The sequence below is a fragment of the Streptococcus hyointestinalis genome (assembly GCF_011039275.1).
GTDB lineage: Bacteria > Bacillota > Bacilli > Lactobacillales > Streptococcaceae > Streptococcus > Streptococcus hyointestinalis_A.
In genome coordinates, this window is record NZ_JAAKGB010000001.1 from 937,574 (window position 1) to 960,513 (window position 22,940).

At 40.5% G+C, this 22,940-nt stretch carries 19 protein-coding genes; 17 read left to right on the forward strand and 2 right to left on the reverse strand.

The features are described 5' to 3' along the window. Positions 1–63: 63 nt before the first annotated feature. Positions 64–1,431 carry a H2O-forming NADH oxidase gene (nox, locus tag G5B60_RS04505; protein WP_164682882.1) on the forward strand — a complete coding sequence of 456 codons (1,368 nt, stop codon included), beginning with the start codon at positions 64–66 and terminating at the stop codon, positions 1,429–1,431. 24 nt (positions 1,432–1,455) lie between these two features. Here the strand turns inward: nox and G5B60_RS04510 are convergent, their stop codons facing one another. Next, complete coding sequence (locus G5B60_RS04510; protein WP_164682884.1) at positions 1,456–1,968, reverse strand: DNA topology modulation protein; 513 nt, start codon at positions 1,966–1,968, stop codon at positions 1,456–1,458. Positions 1,969–2,043: 75 nt separating this feature from the next. Further along, positions 2,044–3,033: an L-lactate dehydrogenase gene (locus G5B60_RS04515; protein ID WP_164682886.1), complete on the reverse strand. Its 990-nt coding sequence runs from the start codon at positions 3,031–3,033 to the stop codon at positions 2,044–2,046. A gap of 255 nt (positions 3,034–3,288) precedes the next feature. On the opposite strand from G5B60_RS04515, the gene gyrA reads away from it, so the two are divergent. From gyrA to G5B60_RS04590, 16 genes are all read left to right on the forward strand, one after another. Further along, positions 3,289–5,739, forward strand: a complete 2,451-nt coding sequence (gyrA, locus tag G5B60_RS04520; protein ID WP_164682888.1) for a DNA gyrase subunit A — start codon at positions 3,289–3,291, stop codon at positions 5,737–5,739. Positions 5,740–5,752: 13 nt separating this feature from the next. Then, on the forward strand, positions 5,753–6,502 hold the full coding sequence (locus tag G5B60_RS04525) for a class A sortase (protein ID WP_164682890.1): 750 nt from the start codon (positions 5,753–5,755) through the stop codon (positions 6,500–6,502). 47 nt (positions 6,503–6,549) lie between these two features. After that, positions 6,550–6,951 (forward strand): SMU1112c/YaeR family gloxylase I-like metalloprotein, encoded by a 402-nt coding sequence (gene gloA2, locus G5B60_RS04530; protein WP_164682892.1) that lies wholly within the window; start codon positions 6,550–6,552, stop codon positions 6,949–6,951. A 100-nt stretch (positions 6,952–7,051) separates the two neighbouring features. Continuing rightward, entirely contained in the window at positions 7,052–8,020 is a 969-nt protein-coding gene (locus G5B60_RS04535) for a DUF1002 domain-containing protein (RefSeq protein ID WP_164682894.1), read from the forward strand. Positions 8,021–8,186: 166 nt separating this feature from the next. Further along, the gene (locus G5B60_RS04540; RefSeq protein ID WP_164682896.1) at positions 8,187–8,375 is read left to right on the forward strand and encodes a hypothetical protein; all 189 of its coding nucleotides are present in this window, start codon (positions 8,187–8,189) and stop codon (positions 8,373–8,375) included. A gap of 17 nt (positions 8,376–8,392) precedes the next feature. Continuing rightward, positions 8,393–8,887: a modification methylase Sau96I gene (locus G5B60_RS04545; RefSeq protein ID WP_164682898.1), complete on the forward strand. Its 495-nt coding sequence runs from the start codon at positions 8,393–8,395 to the stop codon at positions 8,885–8,887. Positions 8,888–8,905: 18 nt separating this feature from the next. Next, positions 8,906–9,595: a DUF2786 domain-containing protein gene (locus G5B60_RS04550; RefSeq protein WP_164682900.1), complete on the forward strand. Its 690-nt coding sequence runs from the start codon at positions 8,906–8,908 to the stop codon at positions 9,593–9,595. A gap of 29 nt (positions 9,596–9,624) precedes the next feature. Then, entirely contained in the window at positions 9,625–9,855 is a 231-nt protein-coding gene (locus G5B60_RS04555) for a hypothetical protein (protein WP_164682902.1), read from the forward strand. A 130-nt stretch (positions 9,856–9,985) separates the two neighbouring features. Further along, positions 9,986–10,990: a hypothetical protein gene (locus tag G5B60_RS04560; RefSeq protein ID WP_164682903.1), complete on the forward strand. Its 1,005-nt coding sequence runs from the start codon at positions 9,986–9,988 to the stop codon at positions 10,988–10,990. A 139-nt stretch (positions 10,991–11,129) separates the two neighbouring features. Next, positions 11,130–11,684 carry a hypothetical protein gene (locus G5B60_RS04565; RefSeq protein ID WP_164682904.1) on the forward strand — a complete coding sequence of 185 codons (555 nt, stop codon included), beginning with the start codon at positions 11,130–11,132 and terminating at the stop codon, positions 11,682–11,684. Then, positions 11,685–14,042: a MobP2 family relaxase gene (mobP2, locus tag G5B60_RS04570; protein WP_164682905.1), complete on the forward strand. Its 2,358-nt coding sequence runs from the start codon at positions 11,685–11,687 to the stop codon at positions 14,040–14,042. It abuts the gene before it with no gap. A gap of 121 nt (positions 14,043–14,163) precedes the next feature. Beyond that, positions 14,164–14,418, forward strand: a complete 255-nt coding sequence (locus G5B60_RS04575; protein WP_164682906.1) for a hypothetical protein — start codon at positions 14,164–14,166, stop codon at positions 14,416–14,418. 20 nt (positions 14,419–14,438) lie between these two features. Then, positions 14,439–18,683, forward strand: coding sequence for a PBECR4 domain-containing protein (locus G5B60_RS04580; RefSeq protein WP_241154503.1), 4,245 nt, complete (start codon positions 14,439–14,441; stop codon positions 18,681–18,683). An 84-nt stretch (positions 18,684–18,767) separates the two neighbouring features. Then, positions 18,768–19,019 carry a hypothetical protein gene (locus tag G5B60_RS11445; protein ID WP_241154504.1) on the forward strand — a complete coding sequence of 84 codons (252 nt, stop codon included), beginning with the start codon at positions 18,768–18,770 and terminating at the stop codon, positions 19,017–19,019. Positions 19,020–19,295: 276 nt separating this feature from the next. Continuing rightward, complete coding sequence (locus tag G5B60_RS04585) at positions 19,296–21,044, forward strand: type IA DNA topoisomerase (protein ID WP_164682907.1); 1,749 nt, start codon at positions 19,296–19,298, stop codon at positions 21,042–21,044. A 1-nt stretch (position 21,045) separates the two neighbouring features. Further along, on the forward strand, positions 21,046–22,878 hold the full coding sequence (locus G5B60_RS04590; protein ID WP_164682908.1) for an AAA family ATPase: 1,833 nt from the start codon (positions 21,046–21,048) through the stop codon (positions 22,876–22,878). The last annotated feature ends 62 nt before the right edge of the window (positions 22,879–22,940 follow it).

The window sequence follows — 22,940 nt, forward strand, 5'->3', positions numbered from 1 at the left end:
TTGTAAGCGGTTTACAAATATGATATAATGCTATTGTAAGATATAGAAAAGAGGAATTTAATTATGAGTAAAATCGTTGTTGTTGGAACAAACCACGCCGGCACAGCCGCTATAAAAACCATGCTTAGCAACTACGGAGATGAAAATGAAGTGGTGACTTTTGACCAAAACTCAAACATTTCTTTCCTAGGATGCGGGATGGCTCTTTGGGTTGGTGAGCAAATTGACGGACCAGAAGGTTTGTTCTACTCTGATAAGGAGCAGCTAGAAAGTATGGGAGCGAAGGTTTACATGGAGTCTCCTGTCTTAGATATTGATTTTGATAAAAAAGAAGTCAAAGCGCTCGTTGATGGTCAAGAACACATCGCGTCTTATGATAAATTGATTTTGGCGACAGGCTCACAACCTGTTATCCCACCGATTAAGGGAGTGGAAATCGAAGAAGGGTCTCGTGAGTTCAAAGCGACGCTTGAAAACCTTCCATTTGTAAAACTCTACCAAAACTCAGCAGAAGTCATTGAAAAATTGTCTAAGCCAGGTATTGACCGTGTGGCTGTCGTTGGGGCTGGCTACATTGTTGTGGAATTGGCAGAAGCTTTCCAACGTATCGGAAAAGAAGTGACTTTAGTTGATATTGCAGAAACCTGCATGGTCGGCTACTACGACCGTGACCTTACAGATATGATGAGTAAGAACTTGGAAGACCACGGCATTCGTCTCGCTTACGGTCAAGCTGTTCCAGCAGTCGAAGGTGATGGCAAGGTTGAGCGTCTTGTGACAGATAAAGAAACCTTTGATGTTGACATGGTCGTTATGGCAGTCGGCTTCCGACCAAATACAGAACTTGGTAAAGGTCGCCTTGAAACTTTCCGTAACGGTTCATGGGTTGTCAATAAAAAACAAGAAACCAGCATGAAAGATGTTTATGCTATCGGTGACTGTGCGACAGTTTATGATAACTCATTAGACGACATCAACTACATCGCCCTTGCGTCAAATGCTGTACGTACAGGTATTGTTGCTGCTCACAACGCTTGCGGTCATGAGCTTGAAGGTATTGGTGTTCAAGGATCAAACGGTATCTCCATTTACGGACTCCACATGGTATCAACAGGTTTGACCCTTGAAAAAGCCAAACCAGCAGGACACAATGCCGTTGAAACAACCTTTACAGACCTGCAAAAACCAGGCTTTATCAAGCACGATAACTACGAAGTAACCATTAAGATTGTTTATGATAAAGATAGCCGTGTGATTTTAGGTTGTCAAATGGCGTCTTACGATGATATTGCATTAGCAATCCATCTCTTCTCACTGGCTATCCAAGAAAAGGTAACCATCGACAAATTGGCATTGACAGATCTCTTCTTCTTGCCGCATTTCAACCAACCTTACAACTACATTACAATGGCTGCCCTATCAGCAGAATAACACAAAAATGAGTCGAAAATCGACTCATTTTTTCATGTCCTGTAAGAAAGTATCAATATCCTTTTGACTAGTCAAATGAAAGGTTTTGTCAGAATAGTTTTCCAAAACAGACTGAAATTGTTTTTGTATTTGAGTGCGCCTGCCATCTATTAAAATCCATTTGATAAAGTCAAGATCAAAACGCTCAGGACATCCCTCTGCCATTCTATCACGTGTTTGTCCACGGTGTTGCCTATAGCGTTTGTAAGCACGCTTGAGACAGATGAGACGTGGTAGTTGTAAGATAATAATCTTATCGGCAGCATTTAGTCTTTTTTTAAAGAGACATGAGGATAGATTTCCCTCAATGACCCAACTGTCATGTCTGTCTAAAAAAGCTTGTATATCAGCGCTTATATTCTCTTTTTTACGAGCTTGCCAGCCATTCGAAAAACGTAGCTTGTCTAAGTGTAGAAGTGGTAATTTGTAGAAGTCGGCGAGCTTCTTTGCTAGTGTTGATTTTCCAGCGCCAGAATAACCAATAATAACTATTTTCATAAAAAACTCCGTAAAATAGAAGTAGACAAAAAACAGCTGATATTTTCAGCTGTTTTTGTATCTAGAAACTAGAGATTAGTTTTTAGAAGCTGCTTGGAATTCTGGGTTTTCCCATGCTTCGTCGATGATAGCTTTCAATTCTTTAGCAGATGATTGCATTTGTTGCAATTCTTTATCGTTAGGTGGGATGTTAACTGGACGTACGATACCGTGTGCGCCAACGATAGCTGGTTGACCGATGTAGCAGTCAGTTACACCTTCGTATTGACCATCTTGGAATACAGAAACTGGAAGAACAGCTTTTTCATCATCAAGGATAGCTTTAGTGATACGAGCAAGGGCTACAGCGATACCGTAGAAAGTAGCACCTTTTTTGTTGCTGATTGAGTAAGCAGCGTCACGAACACCAACAAAGAGTTCAACAAGTTCTTCAGCGTTGAAGTTTTGAACGTCTTGAAGGTAGCTTTCAAGGTTAACACCCGCAACGTTAGCGTGTGACCAAACCGCGAACTCAGAGTCACCGTGTTCACCCATGATGTAAGCGTGGACAGAACGAGCGTCTACACCAAGTTTTTCAGCAAGTGCTTGACGGAAACGAGCTGAGTCAAGTGAAGTACCTGCACCGATAACACGTTCTTTAGGGAAACCTGAGAATTTCCAAGTTGAGTAAGTCAAGATGTCAACTGGGTTTGCAGCAACAAGGAAGATACCGTTGAAACCAGATTTAACGATTTCAGTAACGATTGATTTGTTGCTAGCAAGGTTTTTACCAACAAGGTCAAGACGAGTTTCACCTGGTTTTTGAGGAGCACCAGCAGTGATAACTACAAGGTCTGCGTCTGCACAGTCAGCGTAAGTTGCAGCGTAGATTTTTTTAGGTGAAGTGAAAGCAAGGGCGTGTGAAAGGTCTTCAGCATCACCAACAGCTTTATCAAACAATGCTGGGATTTCAACGATACCCACTTCTTGTGCGATTCCTTGGTTAACCAGTGCAAATGCGTAAGATGAACCTACGGCACCATCACCAACAAGGATGACTTTTTTGTGTTGTTTAGTTGCAGTCATTATCTAAACATCTCCTTAAATTTATTATGGGGAAAATTCCCGTACATCCTTATTTTAGCATTTTCATACCGTTCTGTCACGAGGAAACGGTGAAAAAATTGGAAAATGGTAAAAATTTCACAAATAGCTTTCAGAAAAGTATAGCTGATGACCTGCCACAGTCGTTTGAATGTTCGGAATAGGTCGATAAAAATAAGGGAAAATTAGTAGAAAATATGGTATAATATATAGTAATAAAATGAAGGACAACTGTTCATGAAAGATAAAAATTTAGTAAATGTCCATTTAACAAGTGAAATGAAAACGAGTTTCATTGACTATGCCATTAGTGTTATTGTCGCACGGGCGCTTCCAGATGTGAGAGATGGTCTAAAGCCCGTACATCGTCGTATCCTCTACGGGATGAACGAACTTGGGGTAACACCTGACAAGCCACATAAGAAGTCCGCTCGTATCACAGGGGACGTCATGGGTAAATACCACCCGCATGGTGACTCCTCTATCTATGACGCTATGGTGCGTATTGCGCAGTGGTGGTCATATCGCCATATGCTCGTTGATGGGCACGGAAACTTTGGTTCTATGGATTGCGATGGTGCCGCTGCTCAGCGTTATACCGAGGCTCGTATGAGTAAGATTGCGCTTGAAATGTTGCGTGACATCAACAAAAACACGGTTGATTTCCAAGACAACTATGATGGCAGTGAGCGTGAACCCTTGGTATTGCCAGCTCGTTTTCCAAACCTTTTGGTCAATGGTGCGACTGGTATCGCTGTCGGGATGGCGACTAACATTCCACCGCACAATTTAGGGGAGTCTATTGATGCGGTGAAGCTGGTTATGGACAATCCAGAAGCGACAACGCGTGACCTTATGGAAGTGCTGCCAGGTCCAGACTTTCCAACAGGTGCTCTTGTGATGGGGCGTTCTGGCATTTATAAGGCTTATGATACAGGAAAAGGTTCAATCGTTCTGCGCTCACGTACTGAGATTGAAACCACTCGAACAGGTAGAGAGCGTATCGTTGTGACAGAGTTCCCTTATGGGGTCAATAAAACCAAGGTACATGAGCATATTGTGCGTTTGGTGCAGGAGAAACGAATAGAGGGGATCACAGCGGTGCGTGATGAGTCCAGCCGTGAGGGTGTTCGCTTTGTGATTGAGATTAAGCGTGACGCTTCTGCCAATGTCATCCTCAACAATCTCTTTAAACAAACACAGCTTCAGACAAACTTTAGTTTTCATATGTTAGCGATTGAAAAGGGTGTCCCTAAAATCTTGACGCTTCGTCAGATTATCGACAACTACATCGAGCACCAAAAAGAAGTGATTGTACGTCGTACGGAGTTTGATAAGGCTCGTGCGGAGGCTCGTGCTCATATCTTAGAGGGTTTGCTGATTGCGCTTGATCACCTGGATGAAGTGATTAACATTATCCGCTCTAGTGAGACAGACAGCATTGCCCAAGCAGAGCTGATGCGTCGTTTTGACCTGTCTGAGCGTCAAAGTCAAGCTATCCTAGACATGCGTCTGCGTCGTTTGACAGGATTGGAACGTGACAAGATTCAGTCTGAGTACAATGATTTACTAGCTCTGATTGCGGATTTGGCGGATATTTTGGCAAAACCAGAGCGTGTTATCACGATTATCAAGGACGAGATGGACGAGATTAAGCGTAAATACGCTGATGAACGTTGCACAGAGCTCATGGTGGGTGAGGTCTTGACCCTTGAAGATGAAGATCTCCTCGAGGAAGAGGATGTGCTAATTACCTTGTCTAATAAAGGCTACATCAAGCGTCTAGCGCAGGATGAGTTTCGTGCGCAAAAGCGTGGTGGTCGTGGCGTTCAAGGAACTGGTGTCAACGAAGACGATTTTGTTAAGGATTTGGTGTCTACAAACACCCGCAATCCGCTGCTCTTTTTCACCAATCTTGGGCGTGTTTACCGCCTGAAAGCCTATGAAATTCCGGAATACGGTCGCACAGCCAAAGGGCTCCCGATTGTCAATCTCTTGCGCCTAGATGAGGGTGAGACGGTTCAGACTATGATTAACCTTGATAGTGACACGAGCGAGGAGTCGTATTTCTTCTTTACGACACGACATGGGCTTGTCAAACGCTCACGTGTCTCAGAGTTTCATAACATCCGTCAAAATGGTCTCAAGGCTCTGACTCTTAAAGAAGGAGATGAGCTGATGAGCGTTGTGGCAACTACTGGTAGTGAGGACATCATCATCGGAACTCGTCAAGCTTACTCTGTACGCTTCAATGAAGATGGTATCCGAGTGATGGGACGTAGCGCAGCAGGTGTCAAAGGGATTACTCTAAGAGAAGACGATAGCGTTATCGGCGTTTCAACCATTAAAGATAATCAAGATGTTCTTGTCGTGACTGAAAAAGGTTTCGGTAAGCGAACGCCAGCAAGTGCCTACCCAACTAAAAACCGTGGTGGTAAAGGTATCAAGACAGCTAATATCACTGAGCGAAACGGTAGCCTAGCAGGTCTCGCCACGGTGACTGGCGATGAGGATTTGATGGTCATTACCGACACGGGCGTGGTTATCCGCACTAGCGTTGCTGCTATTTCTGAGACGGGACGTAGTGCTCAAGGTGTCAAATTGATGCGCTTAGCAGATGAGTCTAAGATTGTCACTTTTGCCTTGGTCGCTAGTGAAGAGTATGTGCAGCAGGAGAATGAGGAATAATTAGAGACAATTTATGGCAAAGCAGAAAACGAAAAAAGGAAAAAAACTCTTTAGTGTCTTACGAACGGTACTCTTTGTCGTTCTATTGCTTGTCGGCTTGGTCTTGGTTTTTAATAAACCGATTAGAAATTATCTGATTGGGATGAATACCAACAAATACCAGATTACCAAAGTCAGCAAGAAAACGATTGAAAAAAATAAGAAGGCAAAGACGACCTATGATTTTGACTCGGTGCAGTCTATCAGTGCGGAGTCTATCCTAAAAGCGCAGATGGATGCGCAGCCGCTGCCTGTTATCGGTGGTATCGCTATTCCTGCTGTGGGACTCAATCTGCCGATATTTAAAGGTGTCGGCAACACTGAGCTTTCCTACGGAGCTGGTACCATGAAGGAAAATCAAGTCATGGGTGGAGAGAACAACTATGCTCTAGCCAGTCACCATGTCTTTGGCATGACAGGCTCAACGGACATGCTCTTTTCCCCTCTTGATAGAGCTAAAAAGGGCATGAAAATCTACCTGACAGACAAGGAAAAGGTCTACACATACGTCATTACAGATGTGACGGTGGTAACACCTGATCATGTCGAGGTGATTGATGACGAGTCTGGCAAGAGTCAAGTGACCTTGGTGACTTGTACCGACGCAGAAGCTACCGAGCGTACTATTGTACATGGTGAGCTGACTGCTACAGTTGACTACAGCAAGGCTAGTCAAGAAATCCTAGACGCCTTTAGCAAATCTTACAATCAAATGACAACGTAAATCAGAAACTTCGGTTTCTGATTTTCTCTATGAGAAAGGAGACTAATATGCAGTGGAATGCTGTTCCTCATGTGGCGATTATCGTTTCGGATTATGAGGCTTCACGTGCCTTTTACGTGGACAAGCTGGGTTTTGAGATTATTCGTGAAAATCACCGCCCAGACAGAGGAGACTACAAGCTAGACTTGAGTTGTGGGAGTGTTGAGTTAGAGATTTTTGGGCAAAAGAGAACAGAGAAGAGCTACACCGAGCCGCCGAAACGGCTTAGCTACCCTGAAGCTTGCGGGCTGCGCCATTTAGCCTTTTATGTCGATGACCTCGAGACCCGCAAAAAAGAATTGGAGGCTTTAGGGATTTTTGTGGAGCCTATTCGTAGAGATACGTTTACCGGTGAGAAGATGACTTTTTTCTTTGACCCAGACGGTTTGCCCTTAGAACTGCACGAATGAGAGAAAACTGTTTTCTAGCACTACTTTAAGCAAAAGATGTTATAATAAATCATAAGATTTTGGAAAAAAGTTAGGAAAAAAAGAAAAACGAGGATATTATATGCGTTTGAAAAAACTGATTATGGGTGTTGGCTTAGCCCTGATGGCATTTTCTTTTGCGACCAAAGCTCAAGCAGCGACTAGTAGCGTGCAAGAGGTCCTCGATGCGTCTTATGTGCAGCCAGACTATGTGCTGGGCTACTCACTCTCAGACAGCCAGCGTAGCGAGACGCTTTCTCTTTTAGGCTATGATTCGTCAAAAGACACAAGTGTCAAGACGTTAACGACAAGTGCCTACGCTTCGATTATGGATGTGGCAGATGACAGCAGTTTGCAGCTCTATTCATCCGTGAAAATCAAAAAGCTAGGCTCGTCTAAAGGTTTGAGTGTTTCTATCGTGACGCCAGAAAATATCACCAAGGTCACTGAGGACATGTACCGCAACGCCGCTGTTACACTGGGGATTGAGCATGCTGAAATCACGGTTGCCTCCCCTATCCAAGTAACGGGAGAGAGTGCGCTTGCAGGGATTTACTACTCGCTCGAGCAAAATGGAGCCAGCGTCTCTACCGAAAGTAAAGAGCTAGCGCAAGAAGAGCTCAATGCTCTCTCTGATATTAACGCTGAAAACCAAAATAAAGAAAGCTACGACGCAGATAAACTGAACGTTGCCATGACAGACATCAAGTCTGCTGTAGCAGATGGTGGTTCTAACCTATCTGCGTCTGACATCCGAAAGATTGTCGAGGACACACTGTCCAACTACGGACTCAAGGACTCTATGACCAGCAACCAAATCACGGTCATCGTCAACTTTGCTGTTAATTTGTCAAAAAGTTCTGTCATCAAAAACAGTAACTTCAAGTCAACTCTGACTTCTCTTAAAAACAGCATTGTTTCAAAGTCTAAGTCAACCTTTAGCGGTATCAATCTCAACTTTGACGCCAACAGCGCTATCGCGTCTGGAAAAGGCTTCTTTGCTAACTTGTGGCAACAAATCGTGAACTTCTTTACCAATTTATTTTCATAAAATATAGACAGCTAGACAAGTTTTCGCTGTTTTTTTGTTTCAAAAAATTTTCAGTAAGTGGTAAGAGTTTTTAGAATAACAAATAATCTAGTATTAGTGAAGGAGAACAGAGAAATCTGTTCTCTTTTTTGTTTGCTTAAAATTCTATAAAGAGAGGAATTTCCTCATGGAAGGCTTAGAACTTGTCATGGACATAGATACGTTAGAAATTTATGAAGTTATTGACCACGATGCTGAAGAAGAGATGATAGATGAAGATGGCCTACCTTCTTACAAGGGAAAAATGACCTTGACACCTTGTCGTTGTATTCAACAGACATTATTTGATTTTCTTGATAACGATAATACATCATAAAAACAAAAGGTAAAGTTATGGATAGAGAAAGTTTATATCAACAGTTAGTTAACCGTGATCCGTTAGGTTTTATTGATCCCTTCGAGGATTTGGGGAAATTTGATTCTGTTCAGATGAAGTTTCAAGAACCCGTTAGTATGTTGAAGAATAAATACTCTGGTCAACCTTATAACCTCAACTGGCAGAAGAAAATTGAAGAAATGAGGGTATTGTATATTCAGTATCAGAAGTTATTAAAACTAGAAGATCAAGAACAGCGTATTCACAAAAGACTTAGAAATAAGGAGGCTAGGGAACATGTTCATGAAATTATCACAACCTATTTGGAATTAGGATTTAGATTCAGAGAGATTGAGTCTAAAGTTGCTCTTTTTAATACTCGACTTCGTCGCAACTGGAAAAGGAGTGACTATGTCATGACAGTAAATACTGAGTTCTATCTGAAGAAGGATTTACAAAATGGTTATTGTTCCCCAGGTTCGTTTCTTCCTCAAAGTATGAAAATTAACTAAATCAGGAGTAGAAATGATATGGATAGTAAGATTATATCTAAAATACAAAACCTATTAGAATTAGCTTATGATAGCCCAAGTGATGAAGAGGGTCAGACAGCTCTTTTAATGGCTCAAAAACTGATGGTAAAGCATCAGTTATCCATTAGTGATATAGAGCGTAGTTCTAAATGCAGGACTGATATTGGAGAAATAATTGGAACTCAAGGTAGACGTTTGCCTTGGTGGCAAGAACACCTAGCATCAATTCTAGGAAGTAACTTTAGATGTCAGACATACAGAACGAGACTACATAAAGAAGGAATTACACGAATCATTTTCTTTGGGTATTATGAAGATGCTGAACTCTGCACAAAAGTGTATGAGGGAGCTATCTTATATCTGAAATATCGTCTAAAGCGCCTTACTCCTCCTTCAATTGAGATAAAGAGAAAAGATTATAAAAAATCATATCTATACGGTTTTTTAGCGGGTCTTGACGCACGTTTCAGGGAACAAGCACAATCTTCAGAGGAGTTTGCCTTGGTTGTGCAAGTACCAGCTGAAGTAGTCGAGGAACAAGAGTTAAGAATGGGTATTCTCAAAGATAGAATGGTTAATCCAGGTATTAACATTAACACTTTTGATCCGATAGCGTACTTACAAGGCTGCAGTCACGCTGGTGAAGTGAAATTATTACCAGAGGAGCTGTTAGGAGAACAATTTTGAAAGGTCAAAGTAAAAAATAGGAGAAGTTTATGTACCAAGTATTTGAAATAGTAGTTCTATTTGGAATAAGTAGGATATCTTTTCTGAGATTGAAGAAAATCAGAGAGCAAAGAGATAAATATTTCAATGGGAAATATTGGGTTCCTAGTATAACAGGAAATCCTAAAGAAGATCGTGAAATAGGCTATAGTCGAGATATTTTCATGGCAAAGGTTTCAATTGTTCTATCCAGCTTGATAGGTGTAGTTTTCATCCTATGAGGAAGCTAAAAAGCAAACAGAAGATCCACTACAATCAGATGTTAGTGCGTACAAAATTATTGAATTTACTTACCAAGAGTTATTAGATTTTAGAATTATCGCTTTGTAGAAAAAAGCGTTGGAGGTGAAGATGATTGATACTATTAAAAACTGGATTGAAAAGACAAAATCTAGCTCCATTGCTAGACCCTTTGTAGCCATCAATAAATGGTTTCAGGAAAATGTGATTAAACGAAAGTTAGTCATTTTTATGACGTTGTTTGTTGCTTGGCTGAGTTTATTATTAGGCGCTATTTACTCCCCACAACGCCAAACTTATAGCGATGAGCAACTCAAAACTAAACAAATATTTGAGAACGGCACAGGTGAAATCGTACTGACGCGTCAGATGTATTCTCCAAAAACTGGGGTTATTGTCCTTCCATTTGAGACGCAAGATGCGACGCCCCCAGTTGACCGTGGTATAGATACTAAGCGCTTAAAATGGAACCTATATGCGCAGAATAAAACGGCAGATACGACGATGGAAATTGTACCAATTGTTGATAATAAAATCTCAGTCATTATCCGAAACGTACCTAAAAATTTCGGAGCTTATGCCATTGATATTAGGAATAAAACAGTTGTGACTAGCTCCATCGATGTTGCTGTTTCTAGTTCCTCAGATGAGCAGGAGAAGACTTCTAAAACAACAGATAACGCTAATGATAACCTTGTTCCATTTTATGTGACAACTCAAAATAGCAAGCTAAAAGAAAAGCACATCAAGAGTGTTTCTCGTGAAGAGTTTGCCTTGTCAGAAATATCCGAAGAGAGAACTTTCCAAGAAGGTCAAATCAAAAAATTGAATAAGTCTATCAAGCAGTTGAAGGCCTCTATTGAAGATGATGAGTCTCGTAAGGTGGGGCTTAACAAAGAGGCAGAATATCTCTCAGGTGATGATTTAGAGTCCAATCAAAAAGATATTGCAACGCTTGAGAGCAACATTGAAACGAAGAATCGATCTATCGCAACAGCTACTCAAAATATCGAAAAAGTTCAAGTTAAAATTGAAGCTTTAAAGAAAAAAGAGGCAGCTATCAAGGACGGAACATTTGAGTTTTCAAATCCAATTGAGACCATCAAAATGAAATAGTAGAATGATAGGTTTTAGAATCTATTCACTCTCGTTTTGATCCGACACAGCCCGAACTTATGGCTCGTATTGAAGACCTTATCAAGGAGGATGTGAGTCGTGGTCAAACGCTAAAACATTCACATTGAGGATAAGCAAAATGGCTGATATTGTTGATCTCTATTTAGAGACTGGTGATTTTTATGAAGCAGTGAAACAATCAGGACTACCAACGCATGTTGCTCATTTAAAATTGATTAAGAGTGGCTGCTTGAAGATCCAAGATAAAATTCAGTATGGTTCTAGGACGTCTAAATTAGGAGGACTGGCAGAAGAACTTTTTCAAAAATATGTTCCAGAGGCAACGGATGCCAATAGGTATTTTAAGAAAAATAACCCTGTCTATGATTTTTGGTTTGAGGGGTTAACGATTGCTGTTAAGTACAGCTCCTTGCATAAAAAGAAAAATGGAAATTCTCATCACTGGCAATTTAGAACAAATGGCAATCAAGATTTTATTGTTGCCTTTCTTGAACGTGAAAGTGGTTTAGAATTGACTAATCCCTATATTTTGTTAATCCCTATGCAGTTTATTGAAGATAAAAAAGAGTTACATGTCTCTCCATCTGGTCCTTGGTTTCAGAACTTAAAAGTTGAAGGAGAAGAATTACAGCCCTTATTAAAAGAGTATGCTGCATTACGAGAGGAGGAGTAGATGACGCGTCCCAACATCACGTTTATGCTTCAATACACTGAAGCTAATAGCCAATATGTTAACTACACCAATCGTAGCGAAGCTGTTAAAATGGACGAAGAACTATCCCTAGAAACCAATCGCCAAATGATTGAAGGGTTGACTGAAGATGCCATGACCCAAATTCAAGAAGCTGTTCCTGAGACGCAGTTGAACTTTCGAGAGTACCTTGACTACATGAACCGTTCCTATGCGACAGAAAAACAATCTGAAGAATTGACAGCAGTCTTTACACAAGAGGCTGATTATCTTCAAAAACGCCGCTTGGAAGAACTCAAAAATAAGCTAGAAACGGCTTATCAAAATGGTTCTCTTCTCTGGCAAGGTGTTATTTCATTTGATAATGATTTTTTGGCTGAGCAAGGGTTATACGATACAGCAACTGGTCGCGTTGACCAAAAAGCAATTAAGGCAGTTATGCGTGATATGATGCCAACCCTTATCCAAAAAGAGAAACTTTCGGATTCTGCTTTTTGGTGGGGTAACATCCATCTCAATACTGATAATATCCATATTCATTTCGGACTTTCCGAGATTCAATCTAACAGAGAAAAAATCTTTTACCAGCCTAGAATGCGTATTGAGTACAAAGGAAACTTCTCACAGAAAACCATTAACCGTTTTAAAAGTGGGATTTATCATGGGCTCTTGAAAGAAGAGACACGATCAAACCTAATTAGAAAAGAACAGATACTTGCTAATCTCAAAACAAATTTGATCGCTTCCGTTTATCAGAACAACAAGGTGGTATCTTCTGCTGAAAAAAATTTTTTGGAGCAGGCTTACAATCACCTACCACTCAATAAAAGGTGGCGTTATGGTTCCAATGCGAGAGACTTTGCGGTTAGTAAGTTCTTTCTAGATAGATACTTGGACTCCTATTTAAAAAATGAAGGACAGGTTGCTTATCAAGAGTTTTTGCAAGAAACAAGAGACTTTCTCGAAACTTATCAAGGCGTCTATTCGGCTGAAAAAAATCACACCTACGAAAAAATTCGCAAGATGGATGGTGAGGTCATTCGGACATTAGCGACATCGAAGGGATATGATTTGGAACATCACCTGGCACGTCGTGTTATGGATTTAAGAGAACGACTCGCTAATAATGTCTTACGCTCTTTTAGAGAAGCTGCACCTCAGTTACAAGACGTTCGTCTGGAAAAAAATTTGGACAAGTTTTCAAGTTTGAACCAGAGGAAGATTTTAGAACAGCTACCTAAAGCACAAGTCGTTAAAAGTCTAGAGTCTTGGAAAAAATTAGGCTATGAGACCAAGCCTGGAGTGAAACCACTTGAAATTATCACACCAGTTTATGAAAAATATGATAAGCACGGTACAGGTATAGGTCAGCCCACCTTTGTGTCAAATACTGTATACGATATTAGCCAAATGACTGAAAACATTCAGCTGAAAACACTGACACTAAAAGATTTATCACTGTTATCCTCTAGTGAGCTAAAAGAGTTGGTGGATGCTGCTAAGGCAAAACCAGAGCTAACTGAAAAAGAGCGGCGTGAGTTAGGAACTTATCGCTACGCTTTAAAGTTAAGCATGCTAGCAACAGCTCAAAAGACAATCCAGGTTCGTCAGAAGCTTTTAGAGCAAGTGCGCCCTCTGGCTTCTGATCAGCCTTTTGTAGACTTTAAGAAGGAATCTTTGGCTCAAGAATTGAAGTCTATCACATTGCAACTAACACCAAACTACAAGTTGTCAGAAGCGGATAGGCGTCTAAAACAACGTCTTAAACGTCCATTTGAGGACAGTGTTGCCCTTCCAATAGACAAAGCACCAGCTGTTGCGATACAGCTTCCTATCAGACTATTGCGGGCGGAAATGAGTCTTGTACATCAATTGCAGGATGAGAGTATCTTAACGCTCCTAAAAGGCGCACCAACAAGCAAACAAGGCTATCTAGAAGAGTTACAAACGCATGTCTCTATTTTTCAGTTGAAATATCAAATTCATAATCGCAACCAGCAGCTAAATCAATTATCAGATGAAGCGGTTATCAAAGACATGAAAATGGAGAATGCTAAAGGTTTTGTGGAGTTAAAACGCTTGTATGCCAAGCTGCAGCCTACTGAAGATAATCAGGGGCAGATTGTTCAGGCGGTGTCGAAGCAACTTCGAGAGCGAAAAATCGTCAAGAAAGCACATCTACAACAATCCAAAGGCAGTGTAAAATTGCCAACGCAGTTTATGAATCAATTAGCTAGCTCTCTTAATCGTTCTCAACGGGCTAATCAAAAGGCGTTGCTGGAACGGGCACGTAGCGATGAACGTGAGGAGCAAGAAGAACGTCGACAAAACCAACGTTAGAAGTCATTGGGTAATCAATGACTTTTTTTGCTAAAAATCCCTCTCATTTGTCCCCTTAACGCAAGAAATTCCATTATCTCTTACACTTAAAAGTAACTGTAAAAAAGGAGGTGCAAGTGATATGTTACATTTTCCAAGTGTTTCTGAAGAAGCATTTGACTTTGAAGCCGATTGGTTAGTCAAGTCCATTGATGAGACGCAAAAACAAGTGCTTTTTGTTGGGCAAGGCAAGAATGGTGATTTGGAGTTGGTATTGACCTACCAAGACCAAGAACCATTTGAACGCTTTTCAGTGGGAGAGCTGGTCTCACTGCCTAAAGAAGTCTTTATTGTTCCTGAAACAGAGTCTTATACGTCTCAATATGAGTGCTTTTAGTGAATGAAAGGAGTTTTTTTATGGCAGATGAATACACACAACCGTGGCAGTCACGAGGCAAAAGTCGACGTGAGCGGGTTGAATATGCTCGTTCTCGTGATATTTTAGATGTGGCTAATGAACTCAACATGGAGTTATTTCGAGAAGGCAGAGATTATCGTTGGAAAGAGCATGATAGTTTAGTTATTACACCAGATAAAAATGTTTGGAATTGGTTTTCTAGGCATCAAGGTGGCGATGTGATTTCTTTAGTTGAAGTGATGAAAGAAGTTGATTTCAACCAAGCGATAAATTTCTTAAACGATGGTCGTTTTAAGGAACGTACAGTTATGGAAAGAGTACCAGAACCTTTCTCTTATTACCTTGCACCCTATGAGCAGCCTTTTGAAGCTGCTAGAGATTATCTACAAAATCAACGTGGACTTTCCGCTGAAACCATTGACTTCTTTCTGGAGAAAGGGGTACTTGCTCAGGCAAATGCTAAAGTAAAGGGCAGTATTGAACCTGTCATTGTCTTTAAATCATTTGATCTCTCAGGTGAGATTCTCGGTGCGACTCTACAGGGGATTGAAGAAAACAGGGAGAAGTGGACCGAACGTGGTTATGCTAAAAAAATCATGCCAAACTCAGATGGTCTCACAGGTTTGCATGTGGATATTGGGCAACCTAACCGCCTCATCTTTGCGGAAAGTGCTATTGATTTGATGTCTTATTATGAGTTGCATAAAGATAGTTTGCAGGATGTCCGCTTGGTATCAATGGATGGTCTAAAAGAAGGTGTTATCGGACGACACTTAGCCCAACTCCAGTCAGAACTATCTGGGCGTCCATTAAACTGGAACTATGATCAACTCGCTGAAGGGTTACAGATAGCGATTGATAAAAACTTTTTCGTAGATGGAAAACACTCAGACTGGATCACTCTTGCGGTAGATAATGACGAAGGTGGTCAAAACTTTATCAGTTCTCTGAGGGAAAAAGGAGCTGTAGTGAACGAGGCGTTACCCGATTTACAACCAGGGCAAGTTAAAACGGACTGGAATGATTACCTCAAAGAAATGAAGAAGTCAAAAGAACCACCGCCAAAGGAAGAAACATTAACATCATTTGATAATTTATCAGAAGAGCTAATGTCCTCAAAGACAGCTGAACAAGAGTCTGATTTTGACGGTTTTACGACAGTATCAAGAATTATTATAGACGACAGGACTTGGAATAAGAGTGATCCTTCCAAGGAGATATCTGGTACAGTTGTGAAAGTAGACGTTTCAGAACAAAAGCCTGACGTTGAACAGCTAGTAGAAGAAAGTGAAGCTAAAGAAAAAGCGCCTGATGTTAATCAGACACAAGAAAAGTCCCTTGACAATAATCAAGAGACTAACACTGGGGGCGAATTATTCAATCGCAGTTCCAGTTTTTTAGGAGAGAACTCTCCAGGGACAGCACCGCAGCCCGTTGAGCCAGCTGCTCAACCTGATTTTCCTACCAATGTTCCCTTATATTTTAACATTGATAAGGATATAAAGTCAAATTTTAGGTTGCGTAAAGGCTATCATTATCCTAAAAATAAAGATGTTCGAAATATAAGTGCGTACGCAGAGGATATTCAAAAATCTGCTACTTGGTATTTAAATGAGCTAGCGGATACAACTGTTACCTATTTCTATAAAGATGGATTAAAGCAACAAGCTTTACAAGTTAAATTTGAAAAACGTCCTTGGATGCACTTAACTGGTATTGCACCAGTATACAGTGAGAAATTAGATTCTGTATCAGAAACGTTTATTGATGAAATTTCTTCAGGGCATACCAGTTTTCAAAATGTTACGGTCGGTCCAGGTTACTTAGATAAAATTCAAATATTACCGATGCTATCAGAAGTTCTAGAAACGGATTCATTTGTGTTTGATGACTTATCTTCTATCGAAAAATTTGGTCGTCTAGATGCTGAGTCAGCAATTCGGTCTGAGGATAAGAGTATCGTCCTTGCCTTTCAGACAGATAGTCAAGATGAGATGTTCCCCGCTTCCCTACTAAAACCAGGATTAGATTTAAATATCCAAATGGACACACTATCTCAAGAAAAAACGATTTTGGGTGTTTTAATTGAAAAAGATGGTGATATTAGAGTTCATCGTATCAATGCTAACTATATCAGGGATAATGGTGCAGAGATGGTAGAATTTCTAAATAGTCAACGCAGTAACGAAACACAGTGGACTCAGTCATTGCCTGAAAAACAAGTCAAGGAGTCAGAACCATCTGTAATGGACTCAAATGTAGAATTAGAGGTTTCAGCTGAAGATTTCACAAAAGTTTTGGATGCTGTCTACAACGTTGGTATTCCAGATGATTTAGCACGTGTTCCAGAAGAAGTCTTAGCTGCTTGGCAGAAATACCTTGAGGTATCAGAAGAAAATCAATGGGGCTTAGAACAAATGGTTGACTATGCAGATAAAAACCGTCTCTTAGTCAAAGATTCTGCCTTCTATAAAGAGTGGCAAGAGGACATGATCTATAAAAATGACTATCATGTTCGCTTACAGTTTGCTGAGAATTGGGATAATGGCGTTGAACTGCCTTTCCATACAGAACAACTGATTGATTACAAAACATTTGTCACAGGACTTTATGAAGCTAATCAAGCCCATTATCAACGTAGGCAAGAGAATCAGCTGCCTTACACTAAAACAGAGTTTGACATTTATGCTCCTGGCGGACAGCTCATCAAAGATAATGTCCACTACGCTATTGGTGATGAAACAAGACCTGTTTCTCAACTTATGGGGTTAGGCTATCGTAGGTTATCAGGCTATCAAGATTTAGCTGCGATAGATGACAGTGTCCTTTCTCATCTGGAAAATCAAGAGCTAAATCAAGAAATTGCTGCTGAAGCTAATGAACATCTTTTAAATTCACAAGAAATACCTCAAGAAGATAGCCGTCCAAGGGAAACCTTCACTTCGCCTAAACAGGACATCAAAATGGGGCTAGCCCAACGAGTAGAGGAGATTATGGCAGAGGATGCTAAAAAGCAATTAGAAGTAGCTGCTCCTCGCGTTCAAGAATCCTTATCGATGGAAGGTGATTTGGTTGGAACTCCTCAAGCTGATGGTTCTGTTATTTATACTAATCGTGAGGAGTTTGGTCAAGGGTATCAGATAGAGCTAACGGTTTATAGTCCAGAAAAGGTTGATAATTTATCTGAGACGACAGCGCCTTGGACTATAGCACTACTCAGAGGAGAAGAAAACCTAGGCTATCTAGCTTACGGCAGCGATTGGGGCAATGGTTTTCAGATTGAAGAAGAGCTAGAGAAGCTTGTTGAAGCCATCAAGGCTAATAAATTGCCTAAAGAATTGTATAAGCAGGAAGAAGTGGATGCTTTTTTAGCTAACAGCACAGGGCAAGGAAAGCCTCAAGAAACTACAGTATCAGCTGAACCTTTTGACTATAACACAGCGTCAGCTTATGAGATTAGTGAACGAGCTTTTCAAAAAATCCGTGAGTACACACAATCACCTGAAGACTTGAAGGCGTACATGGACTTTATGAGTAAGTTTCTAAGGCTTTCGCCAAGAAATGTAGCTCTTATCCAAGAACCATGGCGTGGTGCTAATGCTGTTGCTACTTATAATCAATGGCAGGCTATGGGAGAAGTTCTAGACATTAAGCCAGAGGATGTCATTTCGACAAAGGCAATCTATACCAACAAGCGAACAGGTGAAACCAAAGAAGTTGTTCATCAAAACCTTTCTGTCAAAACAGGAGAAAAGTCAAAGATTACCCTCTTTAGACCAGTATTGGTTAAAATGATTCCCGTACTGGACGAAAATGGTAATCAACTCAAAAATGATAAAGGCAATCCTAAATTTAAAAAGCTTTCAGAGGCAACGCCGCAAGAAAAGCAGTGGGTAAAAGAAGGCAAATTGCCTGTTCGCCAATTTCAGGAAAGAGATTTCAAAACAGGTCAACCACGATATACAACGTATAAGGTCTTTGAACTATCACAAACCACTCTAAAACCAGAAAGCTACCCTAAAGCAATGCCAAACCGTCATTATAACTTTAATATGGATAAGGTTAAGACAAAAGAAGTGTTAGAGGGACTTTGTGATTATGCTGACAGTATTGGTGTGACTATAATGAAAGATAAAGCCCATGTTCTCGACAATAGAAAAGGTGCCTTTTATCCAGAAGAACAGCTTATTCTTATCAATCCACACAACCCGCCTGGAGAAAAAATTGCGACTACTATTCATTAGTTAGCGCATGCGACACTTCATAACCCAAAAATGGTAGAGCAATACAAAGAATTGCCTAGAGGGCAAAGGGAGTTTGAAGCGGAAATGACAAGTCATTTACTATCAAAACACTTTGGTCTAGATACTTCTGAAAAAGCGATCAAGTACATGGCAGCTTGGACAGATAATCTAAAAGCGCTAGACGATAAGCAACTCGCTAACTCTTTGGGACGTGTACATAAGACTGTTTCCAAAATGTTAAAGCAAGTGGAAAGCCATACCAAGCCGTATCAAGGCAAAAGTAGAGGGCATGCGCAAAATTTTCCTAGAACCCCTAACAAGGGGATAAGTCGTTAAGATTAAAGGCACTCTTGTGTGAGAGTGCTTTTAATTGTACACAAAATAGTACAAAAAGTTATATAACAATTTTTAATATAAAATACTAGACCTGGTAGCTACTGATTTCAGAAATGACATCTACTAATGGCTCTACTGATACGACCTCGTAAATTCCACTTTTATTAGAAGAGCTTTTCTACGTTTGCTGCTTCATCAGTGCTAGCTTGTCCCCTTACAGCAAGAATTGTCAATATCTCTTAGACTAAAGTTAACTAATGAAAGGAGAAAGATTATATGGTAACAGTTATTCTAGCTGAAAAAGAAACACAAGCTGTCGCTTACGCAGATTGTCTAGGTTCAGCTAGTAAAAAGGGAAAGGTACATATTGTGAAGCAAACACCTTACTTTCCAGATGAAGTTCATGTGATTGCTGCGGATGGTCATTTATTTGAGTATGGTTTACCAAAAGATAATTGGGATTTAGAAAAACTACCTCTAGTTGATGTCTCATTTAAACAGACTCTAAAACAAGACAAAACCTCTAAAGAAACCTTTAAACAGATTTATCAAGAGGTGGTGGCAGCCTCTCAAGTTATTATCGGTACAGACTCAGACAGAGAAGGGGAGCGTATTGCCTACTCCATTCTATCTCATATTCCAGAAGGAAAAGACAAAGTGTATAAGCGTCTATGGGTTAATTCTATGACGACACATGCTCTTCAAAAAGCTTTTCAAAACTTGAGAGAACCAATAGAGACCTACAACTATTATTTGGAGGCAGAGGCACGTGCACAGTCAGACTGGCTTGTTGGGATGAACTTATCTCCACTGGTCACCCTAGAGCTTCAAAAGAAGGGGCGACTGGCGAAGGGAAAAGGCAATAGTTTATCAGTAGGTCGTGTTCAAACGCCTGGGGTGCGCTTGATTTGTGAGAATGACCTCGCTATCCAGAATTTCAGACCTCAAACATACTGGAAATTGCAGTTAGAAGATAAAGCGACAGAGACGACATTTTCTCATAAGGATAAGTATTTAGACAGTGATATGATTTTAGCGACTTCACGACAACTAGAGCCACTTTCTACCGTTTCTTCAGTTGAAATTAAGGAACATCAAGAAGCAGCTCCTGCCTTATTCAACTTGTCTGACCTTCAAGGCTTAGCTTCTAAACAATGGGGATTTTCTCCTGCTAAGACAGAAAGTATAGTAGAGAGTCTCCATCTCAAAAAATACTTATCTTATCCTAGAACTGACACTCGATTTATTACGGAGGAAGAATTTGGTTATCTTAAAACTTATCTAAAGAGTTACCAAGATGTTGTGAATTGCGCATTTGAGCCTGTTTATTTAGAACCAAGGGAAAATTATGTAGATCCTGAAAAAGTAGCTAAAACAAGTCACTACGCTCTTATTCCGACAGAAAATATTCCTAATTTAGTGACTCTAAAACCAGATGAACGTCTTATTTATGAAGCGGTTGTCCGTCGAACCCTCTTAATGTTTGCGGCTGATTGTCGCTACAATACGACAACAGTTGCGATAGAAAATCAAGGATTGATTTTTAAGGCAAGAGGGCGACACATGATTGATTTAGTCTGGGCAGGTTTCAGCCAACAAAAGTTAAAGGGAAATGTTGAGCTTCCTGACTATCGTGTAGGTGATCAACTGGAAACAAAGACACTTATTATTGAAGGGGTGACAAAACCACCTAAGCGAATAACAGAAAGTCAATTTATCAGTGTCCTCTTACCTAAATATGGTCTAGGGACACAAGCTACCAGAGCTGCAATGCTTAAAACGATTCAAGACCGAGGCTATATCACTAAAGATAAAAAAACAGGACAGCTTTTTCCAACAAATAAAGCTTATCTCTTGATTCATTATCTCTATGATAATGAGTTTGCTAGCCCTGAAACGACAGGCGTCTGGGAACTGTTCCTCTCTCAAATTGGAGATGGAGAGATTAACCCCCGAGAATTTGTGGATGCGATTAAAGAGAAACTAGCCACTCAAATTGAAACGGCAAAAGAAAGGAGTGATTAACGTGCTAGATGAGCTTAAAGCCCCATTTCTTGATAAGTACACAGATAATCTAACGTCTAAAGTTGCTAAAAAAGCAGATGACTACCAGGTTTATGGACGTGATAAGGAAGTTCAGGCAGTGATTATCTCCCTTCTCATCCGAACCAAAAATAACCCAATATTAGTAGGTGAAGCAGGTGTTGGAAAGACAGCTATTGTCGAAGGACTAACACTTGCCATTCTACGAGAAGAAGTTCCTGACGCCTTAAAAGGTTTAACGGTTCGCTCTTTGGAGCTTTCCAGCTTGATGAGTGAAGAAGATGGTGGTTTTATTGCTACGTTCAAGAAAATCATTGAGGAGATGGTCGCTACTCGTGGTCAAAATCTCCTCTTTGTAGACGAGTTTCATACCGTTGTTGGCGCTGGTAGTGAAAACGGTCAAGCGCTTGACGCAGGAAATGTCATCAAGCCTGTATTAGCTCGTGGTGATATTCAACTGATTGGAGCCACTACTTTAGATGAGTTTCACGATTATATTGAAACAGATAGGGCGTTAGAACGTCGTATGCAGCCTATCATGGTAGAAGAACCGACAATTCCACAAGCTATAACGATTATAGAGCAAGCAAAAGGTATTTATGAGGACTTTCATAATGTTCTGATTAGTTCAGAAGCCGTTGCTCAGGCGGTTCGTCTATCTGTTCGCTACATTACTGACCGTTTTCTTCCAGACAAGGCGTTTGATTTAATTGATGAGGCTGCAACCATTGCTTCAGCTGATGAAAAAAGAACTGTCACAGAGGAAGATATTGCCCAAGTCTTGAAAGACCGTACTGGTATTCCAGTGACCACAATTTTAAAGGGGGAGCAAGAGCGTTTAGAGGGCTTCAAAGACAAACTGATGAAGCGTGTTAAAGGGCAAGAAGAAGCGATTGAAGCGGTTGTAGATGCAGTGACGCTTGCTCAGGCAGGCTTACAAGATGAAAATAAGCCTATCTCATCTTTTCTCTTTCTCGGACCGACTGGTGTTGGTAAGACAGAGCTGTCAAAGGCTGTCGCAGAAGCTCTTTTTGACGCTGAAGATGCCATGATTCGTTTTGATATGTCAGAATACAAGCAAAAAGAAGATGTGACAAAACTGATTGGTGACCGTGCGACACGAACAAAAGGGCAATTAACAGAAGGGGTTAAACAGAAGCCTTACAGTGTTTTATTGCTAGATGAAATTGAAAAAGCGCATAACGAGGTTATGGATCTCTTTCTGCAGGTGTTAGATGATGGACGCTTAACGGATAGTTCAGGGCGTTTAATCAGTTTTAAAAATACTATTGTGATCATGACCACGAATATTGGGGCTAAAAAAATCATTAACAAATGGGAGCTAAAAGGCAATTTTCATAGCTTAACTGACCGAGAACGCCAACAATTTGAAAAATCAATGGATAGTGAACTTCAAAATGAATTTCGTCCAGAGTTCCTTAATCGGATTGAAAATAAAATTATCTTCAATCTCTTAGAGCGAGATGTTATTGAGACCATTGCAGAGAAAAACTTATCTGAAATTGCAGAGAGAATGAAGCGCCAAAATTTAACCCTTTCTTACGATTCTAGTCTAATCCAGTATCTATCGGATGTTGGAACAGATGTAAAAAATGGGGCACGTCCCTTGGAGCGTTTAATTAAGCGAAAAGTGTTAGCACCTATCTCTGCCAAAAGCTTAGCTTTAGACAAGAGTAAACAGACATATCATGTTCATTTGTGGGTTGAGGGAGACGTTCCAGACAGCCAACACCGCAAAGATTTAAGGCAAGTTCAGCTGAAAATCGAGGGAGAAATAGATGCCCTTTTCAGTTGAAAAAAGTTTTTCCTGTGACTTGTCCCCTTACTGCACAGATTTTCATTATCCCTTACACTAAT

Bases quoted from the DNA above. Each gene is read 5' to 3' on its own strand.
- G5B60_RS04525 (WP_164682890.1), top strand. From the start codon at position 5,753: ATGGCAAAGCAGAAAACGAAAAAAGGAAAAAAACTCTTTAGTGTCTTA.
- G5B60_RS04560 (WP_164682903.1), top strand. From the start codon at position 9,986: ATGATTGATACTATTAAAAACTGGATTGAAAAGACAAAATCTAGCTCC.
- mobP2 (WP_164682905.1), top strand. From the start codon at position 11,685: ATGACGCGTCCCAACATCACGTTTATGCTTCAATACACTGAAGCTAAT.
- G5B60_RS04580 (WP_241154503.1), top strand. From the start codon at position 14,439: ATGGCAGATGAATACACACAACCGTGGCAGTCACGAGGCAAAAGTCGA.
- G5B60_RS04550 (WP_164682900.1), top strand. From the start codon at position 8,906: ATGGATAGTAAGATTATATCTAAAATACAAAACCTATTAGAATTAGCT.
- G5B60_RS04565 (WP_164682904.1), top strand. From the start codon at position 11,130: ATGGCTGATATTGTTGATCTCTATTTAGAGACTGGTGATTTTTATGAA.
- G5B60_RS04515 (WP_164682886.1), bottom strand. From the start codon at position 3,033: ATGACTGCAACTAAACAACACAAAAAAGTCATCCTTGTTGGTGATGGT.
- G5B60_RS11445 (WP_241154504.1), top strand. From the start codon at position 18,768: ATGACAAGTCATTTACTATCAAAACACTTTGGTCTAGATACTTCTGAA.
- gloA2 (WP_164682892.1), top strand. From the start codon at position 6,550: ATGCAGTGGAATGCTGTTCCTCATGTGGCGATTATCGTTTCGGATTAT.
- G5B60_RS04535 (WP_164682894.1), top strand. From the start codon at position 7,052: ATGCGTTTGAAAAAACTGATTATGGGTGTTGGCTTAGCCCTGATGGCA.
- G5B60_RS04540 (WP_164682896.1), top strand. From the start codon at position 8,187: ATGGAAGGCTTAGAACTTGTCATGGACATAGATACGTTAGAAATTTAT.
- G5B60_RS04575 (WP_164682906.1), top strand. From the start codon at position 14,164: ATGTTACATTTTCCAAGTGTTTCTGAAGAAGCATTTGACTTTGAAGCC.
- nox (WP_164682882.1), top strand. From the start codon at position 64: ATGAGTAAAATCGTTGTTGTTGGAACAAACCACGCCGGCACAGCCGCT.
- G5B60_RS04555 (WP_164682902.1), top strand. From the start codon at position 9,625: ATGTACCAAGTATTTGAAATAGTAGTTCTATTTGGAATAAGTAGGATA.
- G5B60_RS04545 (WP_164682898.1), top strand. From the start codon at position 8,393: ATGGATAGAGAAAGTTTATATCAACAGTTAGTTAACCGTGATCCGTTA.
- G5B60_RS04585 (WP_164682907.1), top strand. From the start codon at position 19,296: ATGGTAACAGTTATTCTAGCTGAAAAAGAAACACAAGCTGTCGCTTAC.
- gyrA (WP_164682888.1), top strand. From the start codon at position 3,289: ATGAAAGATAAAAATTTAGTAAATGTCCATTTAACAAGTGAAATGAAA.
- G5B60_RS04510 (WP_164682884.1), bottom strand. From the start codon at position 1,968: ATGAAAATAGTTATTATTGGTTATTCTGGCGCTGGAAAATCAACACTA.